This window comes from Pseudomonas putida (assembly GCF_001976065.1).
GTDB classification, from domain to species: domain Bacteria; phylum Pseudomonadota; class Gammaproteobacteria; order Pseudomonadales; family Pseudomonadaceae; genus Aquipseudomonas; species Aquipseudomonas serbica.
On record NZ_MNAH01000006.1, the window covers coordinates 341,922 to 360,001 of the forward strand.

An 18,080-nucleotide genomic window follows, 5' to 3' on the forward strand; every position below is an offset into this window, starting at 1 on the left:
TGCAGAATTAAAGTCACCCAAGCAGTAGTACCTTGCCGTTGTTGTGTGACTACACAGCAGGATCAAGGTACTCGTCTCAGGGCAATGGAGCGTCGTAGATGAGTAACAAGAGTAACGATGAGTTGAAGTATCAAGCCTCAGAAAACACCTTGGGGCTCAATCCTGTCGTTGGGCTGCGTGGAAAGGATCTACTGGCTTCTGCTCGAATGGTGCTCAGGCAGGCCATCAGGCAACCGGTGCACAGCGTCAAGCACGTTGCGCATTTTGGCCTCGAACTCAAGAACGTGCTGTTTGGTAAATCCGGGCTGCAACCGACCAGCGATGATCGTCGGTTCGCCGATCCGGCCTGGAGCCAGAACCCGCTCTATAAACGTTATTTGCAAACCTACCTGGCGTGGCGCAAGGAACTCCACGACTGGATCGACGAAAGTAACCTCACCCCCAAGGATGTGGCACGCGGGCACTTCGTGATCAACCTCATGACCGAAGCCATGGCGCCGACCAACACCGCAGCCAACCCGGCGGCAGTCAAACGCTTTTTCGAAACCGGCGGCAAAAGCCTGCTTGATGGCCTTTCGCACCTGGCCAAGGACCTTGTACACAACGGCGGCATGCCGAGCCAGGTCAACATGGGCGCGTTCGAGGTCGGCAAGAGCCTGGGCGTGACCGAAGGCGCGGTCGTATTCCGCAACGATGTACTGGAACTGATCCAGTACAAGCCGATCACCGAGCAGGTCCACGAGCGACCATTGCTGGTGGTGCCGCCGCAGATAAACAAGTTCTACGTATTCGACCTGAGCCCGGACAAGAGCCTGGCGCGGTTCTGCCTGCGCAACAACGTGCAGACCTTCATTGTCAGCTGGCGCAACCCGACCAAGGAACAGCGCGAGTGGGGCCTGTCGACTTACATCGAAGCCCTCAAGGAAGCGGTTGACGTGGTCACCGCGATCACCGGCAGCAAAGACGTGAACATGCTCGGGGCCTGCTCCGGCGGCATCACCTGCACCGCGCTGCTGGGCCACTATGCGGCGATCGGCGAGAACAAGGTCAATGCCCTGACCTTGCTGGTGAGCGTGCTCGATACCACCCTGGACAGCGACGTCGCCCTCTTCGTCAACGAACAGACCCTCGAAGCCGCCAAGCGCCACTCGTACCAGGCCGGTGTACTGGAAGGCCGCGACATGGCGAAAGTCTTCGCCTGGATGCGTCCCAACGACCTGATCTGGAACTACTGGGTCAACAATTACCTGCTGGGCAACGAACCGCCGGTGTTCGACATCCTGTTCTGGAACAACGACACTACCCGGTTGCCCGCCGCATTCCACGGCGACCTGATCGAGCTGTTCAAAAACAACCCACTGATTCGCTCGAATGCACTGGAAGTGTGCGGCACCGCCATCGACCTCAAGCAAGTGACGGCCGACATCTTTTCCCTGGCCGGCACCAACGACCACATCACCCCGTGGAAGTCCTGCTACAAGTCGGCGCAACTGTTCGGCGGCAACGTTGAATTCGTGCTGTCGAGCAGCGGGCATATCCAGAGCATCCTGAATCCACCGGGCAATCCGAAATCCCGCTACATGACCAGCACCGAACCGGCGAGCAGTGCCGATGAATGGCAACAGAACGCCACCAAGCACACCGATTCCTGGTGGCTGCACTGGCAGGCCTGGCAGGCTCAGCGCTCCGGCGAACTGAAAAAGTCCCCGGTAAAACTGGGCAACAAGGCTTACCCGGCAGGCGAGGCGGCTCCCGGCACTTACGTACACGAGCGCTAGACCCACAGACTTGTAGGAGCCGGCTTGCTGGCGATTGCCTCATCACGGTGAGACTGGCAAACCGCGCTGAACGCATCGCCAGCAAACCGGCTCCTACAGGATGTGTGTCAGGAATTACGATCCACCCACAGGGCCAGAAGCATGCCGCAACCGTTCATATTCCGCACCGTCGACCTGGATGGCCAGACCCTCCGCACGGCGGTGCGCCCCGGCAAGCCTCACTTGACGCCCTTGCTGATTTTCAACGGCATCGGCGCCAACCTGGAGCTGGTGTTCCCGTTCGTCGCGGCGCTGGACCCGGACCTCGAAGTCATCGCCTTCGACGTACCCGGTGTCGGCGGTTCGTCGACGCCGAGGCGCCCGTACCGCTTTCCGGGCCTGGCGAAACTCACGGCACGCATGCTCGACTATCTCGATTACGGGCAAGTCAATGTGATCGGCGTGTCATGGGGTGGCGCTCTTGCACAGCAATTCGCCTATGACTATCCGGAGCGTTGCAAGAAACTTGTCCTGGCGGCGACGGCAGCGGGTACGGTGATGGTGCCGGGCAAGCCAAAGGTCTTGTGGATGATGGCCAGCCCACGACGTTACATCCAGCCCTCCCATGTGATCCGCATTGCGCCGATGATCTACGGCGGCTCATTCCGACGCGACCCGACGCTCGCCGCGAGCCATGCAGCGAAAGTCCGCTCGGCGGGCAAGCTCGGTTATTACTGGCAACTGTTCGCCGGTTTCGGCTGGACCAGCATCCACTGGCTGCACAAGATCAATCAGCCGACCCTGGTCCTGGCGGGTGACGACGACCCGCTGATCCCGCTGATCAACATGCGCCTGCTGGCCTGGCGGATCCCCAATTCCCAGTTGCACATCATCGACGACGGCCATCTGTTCCTGATTACCCGGGCCGAAGCGGTGGCGCCAATCATCATGAAGTTCCTCGAGGAGGAGCGTCAGCGTGCTGTGATGCACCCGCATCCGGCGCCACTGGGCGGTTGATCGGCCCATTTTTTGTATGGGAAAGAGGGAGCGGCCGACATCGCACCGCGCAACAACCCGTTACAGCGTCTATGGTGTTCTGGTTCGGTGTTTTGTATTTGGCCTGAAGACGAAGGAGTGTTGAGTCATGCGCGATAAACCTGCGAGGGAGTCATTACCCACTCCCGCCGCGTTCATCAACGCACAAAGTGCGATTACCGGCCTGCGCGGTCGGGATCTGATTTCGACTTTGCGCAGTGTGGCCGCCCATGGCCTGCGCAACCCCGTACACACCGCTCGACACGCCTTGAAACTGGGTGGTCAACTGGGCCGCGTGTTGCTGGGCGACACCCTGCATCCGACCAATCCCCAGGACCGTCGTTTTGACGATCCTGCGTGGAGCCTCAACCCCTTTTATCGTCGCAGCCTGCAGGCCTACCTGAGCTGGCAGAAGCAGGTCAAAAGCTGGATCGACGACAGCAACATGAACCCCGACGACCGCGCCCGCGCGCACTTCGCGTTCGCCCTGCTCAACGATGCCGTGTCGCCGTCCAACAGCCTGCTCAATCCTCTGGCGATCAAGGAAATCTTCAACTCAGGCGGCAACAGCCTGGTACGCGGGATCGGCCATCTGGTCGATGACCTCCTGCACAACGAAGGCCTGCCCAGGCAGGTCACCAAGCACGCATTCGAGTTCGGCAAGACCGTCGCCACCACCACCGGCGCCGTGGTGTTTCGCAACGAACTGCTGGAGCTGATCCAGTACAAGCCGATGAGCGAAAAGCAGTATTCCAAACCGTTGCTGGTGGTACCCCCTCAGATCAACAAGTACTACATTTTCGACCTCAGCCCGCACAACAGTTTCGTCCAGTACGCGCTCAAGAACGGCCTGCAGACCTTCGTGATCAGCTGGCGCAATCCGGATGTGCGGCACCGCGAATGGGGCCTGTCGACTTACGTTGAGGCGGTGGAAGAAGCCATGAACGTGTGCCGGGCAATCACCGGCGCGCGCGAGGTCAACCTGATGGGCGCCTGCGCTGGCGGGCTGACCATTGCCGCCTTGCAGGGTCACCTGCAAGCCAAGCGACAGCTGCGCCGCGTCTCCAGCGCGACCTACCTGGTGAGCCTGCTCGACAGCCAACTGGACAGTCCGGCCACGCTCTTCGCCGATGAACAGACGCTGGAAGCCGCCAAGCGCCGCTCCTACCAGAAAGGCGTACTGGATGGCCGCGACATGGCCAAGGTCTTCGCCTGGATGCGCCCCAACGACTTGATCTGGAGTTACTTCGTCAACAACTACCTGATGGGCAAGGAGCCGCCGGCGTTCGACATTCTCTACTGGAACAACGACAACACACGCCTTCCGGCCGCCCTGCATGGCGACTTGCTGGACTTCTTCAAGCACAACCCGCTGAGCCATCCTGGGGGCCTGGAAGTGTGCGGCACCCCGATCGATTTGCAGAAGGTCACCGTCGACAGCTTCAGCGTGGCCGGCATCAACGACCACATCACACCGTGGGACGCGGTGTATCGCTCGACCCTGTTGCTCGGTGGCGAACGCCGCTTCGTCCTGTCCAACAGCGGTCATATACAGAGCATTCTCAACCCGCCGAACAACCCGAAAGCCAACTACGTCGAAGGCTCCAAACTGAGCAGCGACCCCAGGGCCTGGTACTACGACGCCAAGCCCGTCGACGGTAGCTGGTGGACGCAATGGCTGAGCTGGATTCAGGAGCGCTCGGGCGCACAGAAAGAAACCCACATGGCCCTCGGCAATCAGAATTATCCACCGATGGAGGCGGCGCCCGGCACTTACGTGCGCGTACGCTGATGTTCAACGACCACGGCCCCTGCCGGCCGTGGCATGACTCGATCATAAGAAGACTGGATGAAAACCCGCGACCGGATTCTCGAATGTGCCCTGCAATTGTTCAATGAAAAGGGCGAACCGAATGTTTCCACCATGGAAGTCGCCAACGAAATGGGCATCAGCCCGGGCAATCTCTACTACCACTTCCACGGCAAGGAGCCGCTGATTCTCGGCCTGTTCGAACGTTTCCAGGCCGAACTGGCGCCGCTGCTCGATCCACCGGCCGACGTCGAACTGGCTCCCGAGGATTACTGGCTGTTCCTGCACCTGATCGTCGAACGCCTGTCCCACTATCGCTTTCTTTTCCAGGACCTGTCGAACCTGGCTGGGCGCCTGCCGAAACTGGCCAAGGGCATTCGCAACCTGCTCAATGCACTCAAGCGTACACTGGCGTCATTGCTGGCCCGCTTGAAGGCCCTGGGGCAACTGGTCAGCGACACCCAGGCGCTGGGGCAACTGGTGGAGCAGATCACGCTGACGCTGCTGTTCTCACTGGACTATCAGCGGATTCTTGGCCGCGAAGGCGAAGTGCGATTGGTGGTTTACCAGATCATGATGCTGGTGGCGCCGCACTTGTTGCCCCCGATCAAGGCGGCGACGGAGCAAATGGCGATGCAGTACCTGCAAGAGCATTAAGCGCCACAAACAAAAACGCCCGACCTTGGCAGGCCGGGCGTTTTTTTGAGCCCTGGAATCAGGACTGACTGGTTGGCGTCGATGGAGCTGGCGCGGCAGTCGAGGTTACAGCAGGGGTCGGCGCAGAGGCGGAGTTCGAGGTGCTCGCCGGCGTTACCGGGGTTGCCGGTTTGGCGGCAGCCACTGCTGGTTTGGGTGCGGCAGCTTTTGGAGCGGCCGGTTTTTTCACTGCTGGCTTCTTCGCAGCAGCAGGTTTTGCCGCAGGCTTGGCGGCCGGTTTGGCAGCAGCGGTTTTCGCTGCAGGCTTGGCGGCGGTTTTGGCGGCTGCAGGTTTAGCCGCTGGCTTGGCTGCGGCTGGCTTGGCGGCGGCAGTTTTTGCAGCCGGTTTGGCAGCAGGTTTGGCTGCCGCTTTTGCCAATGGCTTGGCTGCGGTTTTGGCTGCCGGCTTGGCTGCCGCAGTTTTCGCCGCAACAGGCGCAACCTTGGCACCGGTGAGTTTTTCGATTTGCTTGGTCAGGGTATCGACCTTGCTGTGCAGTGCCTTGACCTCATTGCGGCTAGGTACGCCCAGGCGCGAAATGGCGCTGTTCAGGCGCTTGTCGAAAGCCCCTTCCAGCTCATCCCACTTGCCCAGTGCACGATCCTTCACGCCGCTGATGCGCGACTTGGCAGAAGAAGCAGAGTCTTTGGCGGCGTCGACAGTTTTGCCAACAGCGTTCTTGGTCAGCTTCTCGGCTTTCTCGCCGTCTTTAACCAGTGAGTCGAAGAGTTTGCTGCCGTCAGTGTCGATCTTCGAGTACACGCCTAAACCAGCCAGCCAGATTTTGCGGGAGTAGTCTTCGACTTTCCCAATCCACGAGCTGCCTTCTTTTTCGGTGTTCTTTTTACCAGCCATCCCGTTCTCCTTAAGATTTACGCGCGACGCGTTCGAGCAGTGCCGTCAGCTCATCGAGCTTGGCAGAGAGTGTCTCAACGTCATGTTTAGACGGAATGCCGATACGATTCAAGGTACTTGCGACACGCGTGTCGAACACCTTCTCGACTTTGTCGAGCTGAACTTCGACCTTGCCTTTGAAAGTGCTCACTTCGCTCTTGGCTTCATCGATCTCGGCATTCGCCGCTTCAAGCTTTTCGGCAACTACTTTTTTGCCTTTGGTTTCAACTGCTTGCCCAGCCTTGATCAACTCTTGAAAGTACTCGCTACCCTCTTGGCCGACCTTGGTATAGGCACCCAGGCCTGCCAGCCAGATCCTGCGGGCATACGATTTGACGTCATGCAGAGCGGTCGTCGATGCGTCGATTTTTTTCTTCAAAATAACTTTGGCCATGGTGCACCTCACGCGCAGAAGGTTTGAGGAACTGCCCGCGAAAGTGTCGGGCTCAGGCACAAAGTAGGGAGAAAAATTAGAAACGGCACCCTAACAACTGACATGAATCGATGGTGCCCTCACCGCTCACTGTAGGAGCAAGCTTGCTCGCGATGCAGGCACCTCGGTTTTCCAGTTACACCGCGTAGATGCCATCGCGAGCAAGCTTGCTCCTACAAGATCGCGCGCCTTATGCCAGCGCCTTGTCCAGCGCCTTCTCGATCTCGGCTTTGATCATGCCGCTCATGGCCGACATCATCAGGCCCAATTCCACATCGACCTTGATCGAATCGTCACTGACATGCACCGCACCTTTCACACCCGAACGCTTGAGGTTCAGGGTGTCGCCGGACCACTGCGGCTCCAGGCCATATTGATCGTGTAGTTTCTGCGCCAGCTTGTCGGCCTTCTCGCGCGCCGCTTCCTTACCCAGGCCGTGGGCCCGTTCAACACTAATATGGGCCATCGAATGACTCCTGCTTTATGAATGCTTTCGCGAGACATCTTGACCTCTGCTGCGTCAAAACGCCCGATGGTTGCCCATCTTACCTTCAGCCTTGCCAAGACAAAGCATGCCTTGGGGATTAGAATGTCGCGCATTCTCTTTTGGTGACAGCGATATGACTGATCAGCGCAAAGGCAACGACGCCGAACCCACCACTCACTTCGGCTTCAAAAACGTTCCGGAAAGCCAGAAAGCGGAAAAAGTCGCTGAGGTTTTCCACTCGGTAGCTGCCAAGTACGACCTGATGAACGACCTCCTGTCGGGCGGCATGCACCGTCTGTGGAAGCGTTTCGCGATCGAACTGTCGGGCGTGCGCACCGGTAACCGGGTACTGGACATCGCCGGCGGCACAGGCGACCTGACCCGCAAGTTCTCGCACCTCGTTGGCCCGACCGGCCAGGTGGTGTTGGCCGATATCAACGAATCCATGCTCAAGGTCGGTCGCGATCGCCTGCTGGATCTGGGTGTGGCCGGCAACGTTGAATTCGTCCAGGCCGACGCGGAAAAGCTGCCGTTCCCGGACAACCATTTCGACTGCGTGACCATCGCCTTCGGCTTGCGCAACGTCACGCACAAGGAAGACGCCCTGCGTTCGATGCTGCGTGTACTCAAGCCTGGCGGTCGCCTGCTGGTGTTGGAGTTCTCCAAACCGACCAACGCATTGATGTCCAAAGCCTACGACGCCTACTCGTTCGCCTTCATGCCACTGATGGGCAAGCTGATCACCAATGATTCGGAAAGCTATCGCTACCTGGCTGAATCGATCCGCATGCACCCGAACCAGGAAACCCTGAAGTCGATGATGGTCGAGGCCGGTTTCGACCGCGTGACCTATCACAACATGACCGCAGGCATCGTCGCCCTGCACCGCGGCATCAAGCCCTGATGTTGCTCGCCGGCCTGCTCGCCAGCGTTGAACTCGGCCTGAACCGGGTGCTGCGTCTCGACAGCACGGCGCTGCCGCGGCTGGCGCATTTGAGCGGCAAGGTGATTGCCGTCGATTGCCGCAGCCCGGCGTTGCAACTGTTCATCCTGCCCAGCGACGAAGGCCTGATGCTTGCTTCGCAGTGGGAAACCGGCGCCGACTGCACTCTTCGCGCACCGGCCTCGAGCCTGCTGAAACTGGCCACGAGCAAGGACAAGACCGCGGTGCTGCACGCGCCGCAAGTCGAGCTCGATGGTGACAGCGGTGTACTGCTGGAACTGGCGGCGATCCTTCAGGACCTGGAACTGGACTGGGAGTACGAACTCTCACGCTGGCTTGGCCCGGTTGCCACGCAACTGGTCGGCGGTCACCTGCGCAGCCGCGCCCGCTGGTATCAGCAAGGGTTCACCAGCCTGGGCCAGAACCTGGGCGAATACCTGGCCGAAGAATCGCGCACCCTCGTCGGTCAGCGCGAGGCCGAAGCCCGATTCACTGAACTGGACCAGATCAAGCTCGATCTGGAACGTCTCGAGGCGCGTTTCGAGCGCCTTTCCCGATCCCTCGACCCAAGCGATAACGCATGAAGCTGCTTGCCGTCCGCCGTTTGTTGCGCATCCAGCGCGTCGTGATCCGCTACCGCCTCGATGACCTGCTGTTCGCCCTGCCGCTGCCCTGGTTCCTCCTGGTGCTGCGTTACGCCCTGCCGTGGCGCTGGTTTCCGCGCAAGACCCTGGACCTCAGCCGTGGCGCGCGCTTGCGCCTGGCGCTGCAGGACCTGGGGCCGATCTTCATCAAGTTCGGGCAGATCCTGTCCACCCGCCGCGACCTGCTGCCGGAAGACATCGCCGATGAGCTGATGAAGCTGCAGGACCGCGTGCCACCGTTCGACTCGCAGGTGTCGGTCAAGCTGATCGAAGAGCAGCTGGGCAAGAAAATTAGTGAAGTGTTCAGCCGCTTCGACGTCGAACCGCTGGCCTCGGCGTCGGTGGCCCAAGTGCACGCCGCGCAGCTGAAAACCGGCGAAGAAGTCGTGGTCAAGGTGATCCGGCCGGGCCTCAAGCCGGTGATTGCCCAGGACCTGGCGTGGCTGTTCATCCTTGCCCGGGCCGCCGAAAAGCTCTCGGCCGATGCGCGCCTGCTGCACCCGGTGGACGTGGTCCAGGACTACGAAAAAACCATCTACGACGAACTCGACCTGCTGCGTGAAGCGGCCAACGCCAGCCAGTTGAAGCGCAACTTCGACGGTTCGCCGCTGCTGTACGTGCCACAAGTCTATTGGGACTGGTGCCGGCCGAAAGTGCTGGTGATGGAGCGCATATACGGCATCCAGGTCACTGACCTCGCGACCCTGGCCGACCAGCGCACCGACATGAAAATGCTCGCCGAACGCGGCGTGGAAATCTTCTTCACCCAGGTGTTCCGCGACAGTTTCTTCCACGCCGACATGCACCCCGGCAACATCTTCGTCAGCACCGTGAACCCGTGGAGCCCGCAGTACATTGCGATCGACTGCGGCATCGTCGGCAGCCTGACCCCGGAAGACCAGGATTACCTGGCTCGCAACCTGTTTGCGTTCTTCAAGCGTGATTACCGGCGTGTGGCACAGCTGCACATCGATTCGGGCTGGGTGCCGGCGGAAACCAAGCTCAACGAATTCGAAGCGGCGATCCGGACGGTTTGCGAGCCAATCTTTGAAAAACCGTTAAAAGATATTTCCTTCGGCCAGGTGCTGATGCGCCTGTTCCAGACAGCTCGTCGCTTCAACATGGAAGTGCAGCCGCAACTTGTGCTGCTGCAGAAAACCCTGTTGAACATCGAAGGCCTGGGCCGCCAGCTGTACCCGGATCTCGACCTGTGGAACACCGCACAACCTTTCCTCGAACGCTGGATGCGTGAGCGCGTCAGTCCCAAAGCCCTGCTCGGCAACGTGCAGAGCCAGTTCGAGCAGCTCCCGCACCTGGCCAACATGGCTCGCGACCTGCTCGAACGCATGTCCCAGCCGCACGCCTACGACCCGCCGCCACCGTGGCACCGCCGCCGTGACGACTGGTTCCTGCGCCTGCTCGGTACGGCGCACCTGGCCGGTGGCGCGATCCTCGCCGCGGGTGGTCCGTTGAACGACCTGGCCTACTGGCCGGCGGGCATCATGATGGCCGTCGGCTTGTATCTGGTCGTTCGCCGATAGCCAGTTGTGCTGCGCACTGGCACACTGTTTCAACGTTGAGCCTGACTCATGAAGTGTCGGGCTCGCTGTCGGAGTCGAAGATGAAAAACTGGCTGGACGAGATCAAATGGGATGCCGACGGCCTCGTGCCGGCGATTGCCCAGGACCACAAGACCGGGCGCGTCCTGATGATGGCCTGGATGAACCGCGAAGCACTGGAACTGACGGCCGCCGAGAACCGCGCCATCTACTGGTCGCGCTCGCGTGGCAAGCTGTGGCGCAAGGGCGAAGAATCCGGCCACGTGCAGACCCTGCATGAGATGCGCCTGGACTGTGACGCCGACGTGATCATCCTGATGGTCGAGCAGATCGGCGATATCGCCTGTCATACCGGCCGCCAGAGCTGCTTCTACCGCGTCTTTGAGAACGGCGACTGGACAACCGTCGACCCGGTCCTGAAAGATCCGCACGCCATCTATTCCGCAGGACACAAACATGAGTGACACTCTGACCCGTCTGGCCCAGGTACTGGAAGAGCGCAAAGGCGCCGCCGCCGATAGCTCGTATGTCGCCAGCCTGTACCACAAGGGCTTGAACAAGATTCTGGAAAAAGTCGGCGAAGAGTCGGTCGAGACCATCATTGCCGCCAAGGACGCCGCCGTCAGCGGCGACTGCAGCGATGTGATCTACGAAACCGCCGATCTGTGGTTCCACAGCATGGTCATGCTCGCCCAATTGGGGCAGCATCCCCAAGCTGTACTCGATGAACTGGACCGTCGCTTCGGTCTGTCCGGACACGCCGAGAAAGCCTCGCGCCCGTCCGCCTGAATAACTATTAGAGAGGAGCAGCAGCATGGGCATTTTTGACTGGAAACACTGGGTCGTCATCCTGGTTGTCGTGGTACTGGTATTCGGCACCAAGAAACTGAAAAACCTCGGCACCGACGTCGGCGAATCGATCAAGGGCTTCAAGAAAGCCATGAACGACGACGAAAAACCCGCCGAGCCCACCGTGACTCCGGCCCAACCGGTGCCGCCGGTACAGCCCCAGGCTTCGGTGAACCAGCCGCACACCATCGACGTGCAGGCACAGAAAGTCGAAGAGCCGATCCGCAAAGACGTGTGAGCACTGACTAATGTTTGGTATCAGCTTCTCTGAACTGCTGCTCGTCGGCCTCGTCGCCCTGCTGGTGCTGGGCCCCGAGCGCCTGCCGGGCGCTGCGCGCACCGCCGGCCTGTGGGTCGGGCGCCTCAAGCGCAGCTTCAATGCGATCAAACAGGAAGTTGAACGTGAAATCGGTGCCGACGAGATTCGTCGGCAACTGCACAACGAGCACATCCTGTCGCTTGAACAGGAGGCCCGCAAGATCTTCTCGCCGACCCAGCAGCAGCCGACGCCAGTCGAGCCTGTGGCGACGCAGACGATCGATGCACCTGTCGTTGAATCTGCACCTGTCGCAGCCGCGCCTGTCGAAGCAGCGCCTGCTGCAGCGACGCCGATCTCTCCCGTTGCACCTGCGGCTGCGCCCGTTGCGCCGGCCCCACATGACCCAACACTGCCGCCGCGAGCCCCATGAGCGATCTTCCTGAAAACGACCAGCACATGCCGCTGGTTTCGCACCTCACCGAGTTGCGTACCCGCCTGCTGCGCTGCGTAGCGGCAATTTTCATCATCTTTGCCGGGCTGTTCGCCTTTACCCAGCAGATCTACACCTTCGTCTCGACACCGCTGAGGGCGTACCTGCCCGCTGGCGCGACGATGATTGCCACCGATGTGTCGTCGCCGTTCCTGACGCCACTGAAGTTGACCATGATGGTGTCGCTGTTCCTGGCCATCCCGGTGATCCTGCACCAGATCTGGGGCTTCATCGCACCGGGCCTGTACAAGCACGAGAAGCGCATCGCCGTGCCCTTGCTGTGCTCGAGCATCGTGCTGTTTTACGCCGGCATGGCGTTCGCCTATTTCCTGGTGTTCCCGCTGATCTTCAAATTCTTCGCCGCCGCCACCCCGGCCGGTGTGGAAATGATGACCGACATCACCAGCTACCTCGATTTCGTCATGACGCTGTTCTTCGCCTTCGGCGTGGCATTCGAGATACCGGTGGCCGTGGTGCTGCTGGTGTGGATCGGCGTGGTCGACGTCAAGTACCTGAAGAAAATCCGCCCGTACGTGATCATCGGCTGCTTCGTGGTCGGCATGATCCTGACCCCGCCCGACATTTTCTCGCAGACCCTGCTGGCCGTACCGATGTGGCTGCTGTTCGAGATCGGCATCCTGTTTGGCAGCCTGATCAGCAAGCGTGGTGAACATCCGGACGACCAGCCTGCCGACGATCACAACGACCAGCCGCCAGCGACCCAACCGTGAACCTGCTGCTCCTTGAAGAGGCCGACTTCATTGCGGTCGACCGGGTGGTGCTGCGCGATCGCCGTTTGACCCACATGCAGGAAGTCCATCGCTGTGAAGTCGGGGACAGCATGCGTGTCGGACGCATCGGCGGCCTGATGGGCTCGGCCGAGGTCCTGCGCCTGGACGCCAACGAGGCGGAACTGCGCGTCACCCTCGACCAGCCTCCTCCCGCCAAGCTGCCGTTGACCCTGGTCCTGGCCCTACCACGCCCCAAGATGCTGCGCAGGGTGTTCCAGACCGTCGCGGCCATGGGTGTGCCCCGTGTCGTGCTGGTGAACAGCTATCGCGTCGAGAAGAGCTTCTGGCAGACCCCGTTCCTGGAGCCCGAGGCCATTCGCGAGCAATTGATCCTCGGCCTTGAACAGGCCAGGGACAGCGTGTTGCCGCAAGTCGTGATCGAGAAGCGCTTCAAGCCGTTCGTCGAAGATCGCCTGCCGGCCATCACCGAGGGCACCCTCGGCCTGGTTGGTCATCCCGGTCAATACCCGCCCTGCCCCCGCGCGCTGACCGAGCCGGTGACCCTGGCCATTGGCCCGGAAGGGGGGTGGATCCCCTACGAGATCGACTTGCTGGGCAAATCCGGCCTGCAGCCGGTGCAACTGGGCGAGCGCATCCTGCGCGTGGAAACCGCCGTCACGGCGTTGCTGGCCCGCCTCTTCTAACAGCTGCTCCCGCTTGTCAGATAGCGCCTATAGATTGCCGGCCTGCAGCCGATATAACGCCCATGAAACCAATATGTGGTCCAAGGGAGTTACAGCATGTACCAATGGCTGGCCGATAAACTGGGAAACGTTAGCGTAAACCGCAAGCTGGGCGTCGGCTTCGGTCTTGTGCTGCTGTTGACGATGCTGATCACCTTCACCGGCTGGACCGGCCTGAGCGACGTGACCCGCCGCGGTGATACGCTGGGGTTCATCTCCGAGATCAACGGAATGACCAAGGACCTGCGCATCGCCCGCCTGGATTACGAAATGCGCCGCGGCGAACAGGGCCCCGGTGCCGTCACTGATATACTGGGCAAGCTCGATACCAGCCTGCAAGCGGCTCGCAAGATGATCGAGCAACCCGCCGACGTGGCCATGATCGACCAGCAACTGGCCGCCGTCAGCCAATACAAGCAAGCCTTCGCCACCCTGACCCAGGTCAGCGCCAGCCGCGAAGACGCCCGCAGCAAACTGGGCGCCACCGCCGACAATGCCGTGGCCAAAGTCGCCGAAGTGGAAAAATCCATGCTGCAAGGCGACAGCGTGGCGCAGTTCAACAGCGTGATCGACCTGAGCAAACTGATCCAGCAGGCGCGCTTCCAGGTGCGTGGCTACACCTATAGCGGCAAGGCCGAGGCCGAACAGCCGGCGCTGGACGCCATCGACAACGCCCTGAAATATCTGCAAAGCCTGCCGTCGCAACTGCCGGAACAACACATCGGTAACCTGCAGCAAGCGACCGACTCCCTCAAGGCCTACCGCGCCGCGGTCAGCCAGTATCATGATTCCCAGACCGCCAGCGCCGACGCCTTCAAGCACATGGCTGCCCAGGGCGAAATTCTGCTCGATGTCAGCAACAAGCTCACCGTCTCGCAAACCCTGGTGCGCGATACCGACGTAGCGCACGCCAAGAACATGCTGTTGCTGGCCACCGTCCTGGCCCTGGTCTTTGGCCTGTTTGCCGCCTGGGCCATCACCCGGCAGATCGTCATTCCGCTGAACCAGACCCTCAAGGCGGCCGAGCGCATTGCCGCCGGCGACCTGACCCACAACCTGCTGTCCCAGCGTCAGGACGAACTTGGCCAACTGCAACGGGCCATCCAGAGCATGACCCTGGGCTTGCGTGAACTGATCGGCGGGATCAGCGATGGCGTTACGCAAATTGCCAGCGCCGCGGAAGAACTGTCCGCCGTCACCGAGCAAACCAGCGCCGGTGTCACCAGCCAGAAGGTCGAGACAGACCAGGTGGCCACCGCCATGAATGAAATGACCGCCACGGTGCAGGAAGTCGCGCGCAACGCCGAGGAAGCCTCCGAGGCCGCCGTCGCTGCCGATCAACAGGCCCGCGAAGGCGACAAGGTGGTAGGCGAAGCCATCGCCCAGATCGAGCGCCTGGCCCTGGAAGTGGGTCACTCCACCGAGGCCATGGGCGAGCTCAAGCGCGAAAGCGACAAGATCGGCAGTGTGCTCGACGTGATCAAGTCCGTCGCCCAGCAAACCAACCTGCTGGCGCTCAACGCAGCCATCGAAGCGGCCCGCGCCGGCGAGGCCGGACGCGGTTTTGCGGTCGTCGCCGACGAAGTTCGCAGCCTGGCGCAACGCACCCAGAAGTCCACCGAAGAGATCGAAGAGCTGATCGTCGGCCTGCAAAACGGCACGCAGCATGTCGCGAACATCATGGACAACAGTCGCGCCCTCACCGACAGCAGCGTGGAATTGACCCGTCGCGCCGGCGGCTCACTGGAGAACATCACCCGCACGGTGTCGGCGATCCAGGCAATGAACCAGCAGATTGCCGCCGCTGCAGAACAGCAGAGCGCCGTGGCCGAAGAGATCAACCGCAGCGTGCTGAATGTGCGCGATGTGTCGGACCAGACGTCCGCAGCGAGTGAAGAGACGGCGGCGTCCAGCATTGAGCTGGCGCGGCTGGGGACGCATTTGCAGATGCTGGTGGGCCGGTTCAGGGTTTGAAGAGATTCATAGAGGTGATGCTATCGCGAGCAGGCTCGCCCCCACAGACTTTGTAGTAGACACATACTCTGTGTTCACCCGAACTACTGTGGGAGCGAGCCTGCTCGCGAAGGCGGCCAAGAGGCCGGTGAAATTAAAGGACCTGACGAAGGAAGGCCTGCGCCCGCGGATCCTTCGGCGCATCGAAGAACTGCGCGGGCGAGGCGTCTTCCAGCAGCTTGCCGTGATCGAAGAACAGCACCCGATCGGCTACTTCCCGGGCAAAGCCCATTTCGTGGGTGACGCAGACCATGGTCATGCCTTCCACGGCCAGGTTTTTCATCACGTCCAGCACTTCACCGACCATTTCCGGGTCCAGCGCCGAGGTCGGCTCATCGAAGAGCATGACCTTCGGCTCCATCGCCAGCGCGCGGGCAATCGCCACCCGCTGTTGCTGGCCGCCGGACAATCGCGATGGAAATTCGTTGGCCTTCTGCGCGATCCCGACCTTCTCCAGCAGCACCATGGCCTTGGCCTCGCGCTCTTTCTTGCCGCGCTTGCGCACGACCTTCTGCGCCAGGCAGAGGTTTTCCAACACGGTCATGTGCGGGAACAGGTTGAAATGCTGGAACACCATGCCGACTTCGCGACGATAGGCGTTCACATCGGTTTTAGGGTCGGCCAGTTGCAGGCCATCGATGCTCACCGAACCCGAATCGAATTCTTCCAGGCCATTGAGGCAGCGCAAGAAGGTCGACTTGCCGGAGCCGGACGGACCGATCACCACCAGCACCTCGCCCTTGGCGACGTTCGTACTGACGTTGTCCACCGCGCGCACCACCTGACCACGGGTGTCATAGACTTTTACCAGATCGCGGACTTCAATCACTTTGCGCGAGCCTCCGCTCAAGCCGACTGGCGATTTTCGACAGCGGCAGGTTGATCAACAGGTACAGGCCAGCAACGCAGAACAGGATTTCGAACGGCGAGAACGAGGTGGTGATGACTTCACGACCACTTTTGAGCAGTTCGGTAATCGCAATCACCGACACCAGCGATGTGTCTTTCACCAGGCTGATGAACTGCCCGGCCAACGGTGGCAACACGCGCTTGAACGCTTGCGGCAACACCACATGGCGCATCGACTGCCCCGCACTCAAGCCCAGGGAACGTGCGGCTTCGTTCTGGCCACGGGCAATCGACTGCACACCGGAGCGGATGATCTCTGCGACGTAGGCGCCAGTGAACAGCGACAGCGCGGCGATCCCGGCGAACTCCCGGGACAGGTTCATCACGGTGCCGATGAAGAAGTAGAAAATGAAGATCTGCACCAGCAGCGGCGTACCGCGTACCAGTTCGACGTAGATGGTCGAGAGATCGCGCAGGGTCGGGTTGTTCGACAGCCGGCACAGGCCCGTCGCCAGGCCGATCAACAGCCCGAGCACACCGGAGACCACCGACAGCCACAACGTGGTCCAGAGCCCCCACAACAACGGTCCGGCGGCCCAATGACGGGTGACGCCAATCACATCGCCTTCGGCCACGTCATCGCCCTGGGCGACTTGCAGGCTATTGTCGTCGACGGTCATGTGCTGCTCGTCGCCCGCGTCATTGCGCAGGGTGACTTCAGCCTTGTCGCCCTTGCGCACCAGTTCGCTGACGGTGGAGATGTCGGCCGCGCGCTGGGACTCTTCGGCGTGGTAGGCAAAGTACTGGGGTACGCGATTCCAGCGCCATTCGTAGGACATCAGCGAGGTGGCGTAATACAACGCGCCGGCAAGGCCGATCAACACCAGCACGGTCAGCACGTGCCAGGGCCATTGGGCTTTTTTCTGTTTCATGAACGCTTCTCTGATTCGCTCGTTCCCACGCTCTGCGTGGGAATGCATCCTGTGACGCTCTGCGTCACGCTTGCGAAGGGACGCTCTGCGTCCCGGGCGGCATTCCCACGCAGAGCGTGGGAACGATCAAGTAGAGGTGTTACTCCATGTCCTTCTGCCAGGCGGTGTCTTTGAACCACTTGTCATGGATACGATCGTAGGTGCCGTCTTCGTGGATCTGGTGCAGGAAGTTGTTGATGAAGTTGATGCTGTCGTAGTCACCCTTCTTCAGCCCGAACGCCAGCGGCTCGTAAGTGAACGGCTTGTCGAGGAACACCAGTTTGCCGTTGCCGACCTTGTTCACGGCGACAACGTTGTACGGCGCGTCGTAGATGAAGGCGTCGGCCTTGCCGTTGACCACGTCGAGCACCGCTTCCTGCTCATTGTCGTAGCCGTGGTACTTGGCCTTGGCAATCAGTTTTTTGGCGACCATTTCGCCGGTGGTGCCCAGCTTGGAGGTGATGCGATAGTCGGCGGTGTTCAGGTCTTTGTAGGACTTGATGGTGCCTTCCAGTTCCTTGCGGATCAGCAGGGTCTGGCCGACGACGATGAAGGGTTCGCTGAAATTCAGGCGCAGGTTGCGTTCCTGAGTCAGGGTCATGCCGCTGCCGATCATGTCGAACTTGTCGGTCAGCAAAGCCGGGATGATGCCGTCATAGCCGGTGGACACCAGCTCCAGCTTGACGCCCATGGCCTTGGTCATGGCTTTGAGGATATCGACTTCGAATCCGATAATCTCGCCACGTTTGTTGGTCATTTCGAACGGCATGTAGGTCGGGTCCATACCGACTTTCAAGGTGCCGCGCTTGACCGCGTCATCAATGGCACCGGCCTGCGCCGCGCTGACTGCAACCAGTGCTGTGACGCCGACCAGCAGCATCGACAGATACTTCTTCATCTTAATCCCCCAAAACCA

The 18,080-nt window shown here is 60.7% G+C and carries 20 protein-coding genes and 1 pseudogene; 15 read left to right on the top strand and 6 right to left on the bottom strand.

Annotation, left to right across the window (positions count from 1 at the left end; all coding sequences use genetic code 11):
* The first annotated feature begins 98 nt into the window (after positions 1-98).
* The 4 genes from phaC (BKX96_RS21775) (at position 99) to BKX96_RS21790 (ending at position 5,259) form a co-directional block, all read left to right on the top strand.
* A complete protein-coding gene (gene phaC, locus BKX96_RS21775; RefSeq protein ID WP_046816949.1) occupies positions 99-1,778 on the top strand; it encodes a class II poly(R)-hydroxyalkanoic acid synthase in 1,680 nt (559 codons plus the stop codon).
* 141 nt (positions 1,779-1,919) lie between these two features.
* Positions 1,920-2,774 (top strand): poly(3-hydroxyalkanoate) depolymerase, encoded by an 855-nt coding sequence (gene phaZ / locus BKX96_RS21780; protein ID WP_046816948.1) that lies wholly within the window; start codon positions 1,920-1,922, stop codon positions 2,772-2,774.
* A 127-nt stretch (positions 2,775-2,901) separates the two neighbouring features.
* Positions 2,902-4,584 (top strand): class II poly(R)-hydroxyalkanoic acid synthase, encoded by a 1,683-nt coding sequence (phaC, locus tag BKX96_RS21785; protein WP_077185454.1) that lies wholly within the window; start codon positions 2,902-2,904, stop codon positions 4,582-4,584.
* A gap of 57 nt (positions 4,585-4,641) precedes the next feature.
* Positions 4,642-5,259, top strand: a complete 618-nt coding sequence (locus BKX96_RS21790; protein ID WP_046816946.1) for a TetR/AcrR family transcriptional regulator — start codon at positions 4,642-4,644, stop codon at positions 5,257-5,259.
* Positions 5,260-5,317: 58 nt separating this feature from the next.
* Here BKX96_RS21790 and BKX96_RS21795 read toward each other — a convergent pair whose 3' ends face one another.
* The 3 genes from BKX96_RS21795 to BKX96_RS21805 form a co-directional block, all read right to left on the bottom strand.
* Positions 5,318-6,154: a phasin family protein gene (locus tag BKX96_RS21795; protein ID WP_077185455.1), complete on the bottom strand. Its 837-nt coding sequence runs from the start codon at positions 6,152-6,154 to the stop codon at positions 5,318-5,320.
* 10 nt (positions 6,155-6,164) lie between these two features.
* The gene (locus tag BKX96_RS21800) at positions 6,165-6,587 is read right to left on the bottom strand and encodes a phasin family protein (RefSeq protein WP_046816944.1); all 423 of its coding nucleotides are present in this window, start codon (positions 6,585-6,587) and stop codon (positions 6,165-6,167) included.
* 229 nt (positions 6,588-6,816) lie between these two features.
* A complete protein-coding gene (locus BKX96_RS21805) occupies positions 6,817-7,092 on the bottom strand; it encodes a polyhydroxyalkanoic acid system family protein (RefSeq protein WP_077185456.1) in 276 nt (91 codons plus the stop codon).
* Positions 7,093-7,246: 154 nt separating this feature from the next.
* On the opposite strand from BKX96_RS21805, the gene ubiE reads away from it, so the two are divergent.
* The 11 genes and pseudogenes from ubiE to BKX96_RS33605 all read left to right on the top strand — a co-directional run bounded on the left by ubiE (position 7,247) and on the right by BKX96_RS33605 (position 15,305).
* A complete protein-coding gene (gene ubiE, locus BKX96_RS21810; protein WP_033045331.1) occupies positions 7,247-8,017 on the top strand; it encodes a bifunctional demethylmenaquinone methyltransferase/2-methoxy-6-polyprenyl-1,4-benzoquinol methylase UbiE in 771 nt (256 codons plus the stop codon).
* The gene (locus BKX96_RS21815; RefSeq protein ID WP_077185457.1) at positions 8,017-8,640 is read left to right on the top strand and encodes a ubiquinone biosynthesis accessory factor UbiJ; all 624 of its coding nucleotides are present in this window, start codon (positions 8,017-8,019) and stop codon (positions 8,638-8,640) included. The genes ubiE and BKX96_RS21815 overlap by 1 nt, the downstream gene beginning before the upstream one ends.
* Complete coding sequence (gene ubiB / locus BKX96_RS21820; RefSeq protein ID WP_046816941.1) at positions 8,637-10,241, top strand: ubiquinone biosynthesis regulatory protein kinase UbiB; 1,605 nt, start codon at positions 8,637-8,639, stop codon at positions 10,239-10,241. The genes BKX96_RS21815 and ubiB overlap by 4 nt, the downstream gene beginning before the upstream one ends.
* 80 nt (positions 10,242-10,321) lie before the next feature.
* Positions 10,322-10,723: a phosphoribosyl-AMP cyclohydrolase gene (gene hisI / locus BKX96_RS21825; protein ID WP_046816940.1), complete on the top strand. Its 402-nt coding sequence runs from the start codon at positions 10,322-10,324 to the stop codon at positions 10,721-10,723.
* On the top strand, positions 10,716-11,048 hold the full coding sequence (locus BKX96_RS21830) for a phosphoribosyl-ATP diphosphatase (protein ID WP_046816939.1): 333 nt from the start codon (positions 10,716-10,718) through the stop codon (positions 11,046-11,048). The genes hisI and BKX96_RS21830 overlap by 8 nt, the downstream gene beginning before the upstream one ends.
* 25 nt (positions 11,049-11,073) lie before the next feature.
* Positions 11,074-11,346 (top strand): twin-arginine translocase TatA/TatE family subunit, encoded by a 273-nt coding sequence (locus BKX96_RS21835; protein WP_046816938.1) that lies wholly within the window; start codon positions 11,074-11,076, stop codon positions 11,344-11,346.
* A gap of 10 nt (positions 11,347-11,356) precedes the next feature.
* Entirely contained in the window at positions 11,357-11,797 is a 441-nt protein-coding gene (gene tatB / locus BKX96_RS21840) for a Sec-independent protein translocase protein TatB (protein WP_077185458.1), read from the top strand.
* Positions 11,794-12,588, top strand: a complete 795-nt coding sequence (tatC, locus tag BKX96_RS21845; RefSeq protein WP_046816936.1) for a twin-arginine translocase subunit TatC — start codon at positions 11,794-11,796, stop codon at positions 12,586-12,588. The genes tatB and tatC overlap by 4 nt, the downstream gene beginning before the upstream one ends.
* On the top strand, positions 12,585-13,292 hold the full coding sequence (locus BKX96_RS21850; protein ID WP_046816935.1) for a 16S rRNA (uracil(1498)-N(3))-methyltransferase: 708 nt from the start codon (positions 12,585-12,587) through the stop codon (positions 13,290-13,292). The genes tatC and BKX96_RS21850 overlap by 4 nt, the downstream gene beginning before the upstream one ends.
* 183 nt (positions 13,293-13,475) lie before the next feature.
* Positions 13,476-14,447 (top strand): annotated as a pseudogene (locus BKX96_RS33600) (methyl-accepting chemotaxis protein); the annotation flags it as partial.
* 144 nt (positions 14,448-14,591) lie between these two features.
* The gene (locus BKX96_RS33605) at positions 14,592-15,305 is read left to right on the top strand and encodes a methyl-accepting chemotaxis protein (RefSeq protein WP_410454545.1); all 714 of its coding nucleotides are present in this window, start codon (positions 14,592-14,594) and stop codon (positions 15,303-15,305) included.
* A gap of 133 nt (positions 15,306-15,438) precedes the next feature.
* On the opposite strand, the gene BKX96_RS21860 is transcribed toward BKX96_RS33605, so the two are convergent.
* From BKX96_RS21860 to BKX96_RS21870, 3 genes are all read right to left on the bottom strand, one after another.
* The gene (locus BKX96_RS21860) at positions 15,439-16,173 is read right to left on the bottom strand and encodes an amino acid ABC transporter ATP-binding protein (protein ID WP_077185460.1); all 735 of its coding nucleotides are present in this window, start codon (positions 16,171-16,173) and stop codon (positions 15,439-15,441) included.
* Positions 16,166-17,125, bottom strand: coding sequence for an amino acid ABC transporter permease (locus BKX96_RS21865; RefSeq protein ID WP_046816932.1), 960 nt, complete (start codon positions 17,123-17,125; stop codon positions 16,166-16,168). The genes BKX96_RS21860 and BKX96_RS21865 overlap by 8 nt, the downstream gene beginning before the upstream one ends.
* Before the next feature lie 139 nt (positions 17,126-17,264).
* Complete coding sequence (locus BKX96_RS21870) at positions 17,265-18,062, bottom strand: transporter substrate-binding domain-containing protein (protein WP_046816931.1); 798 nt, start codon at positions 18,060-18,062, stop codon at positions 17,265-17,267.
* Between the last annotated feature and the right edge of the window lie 18 nt (positions 18,063-18,080).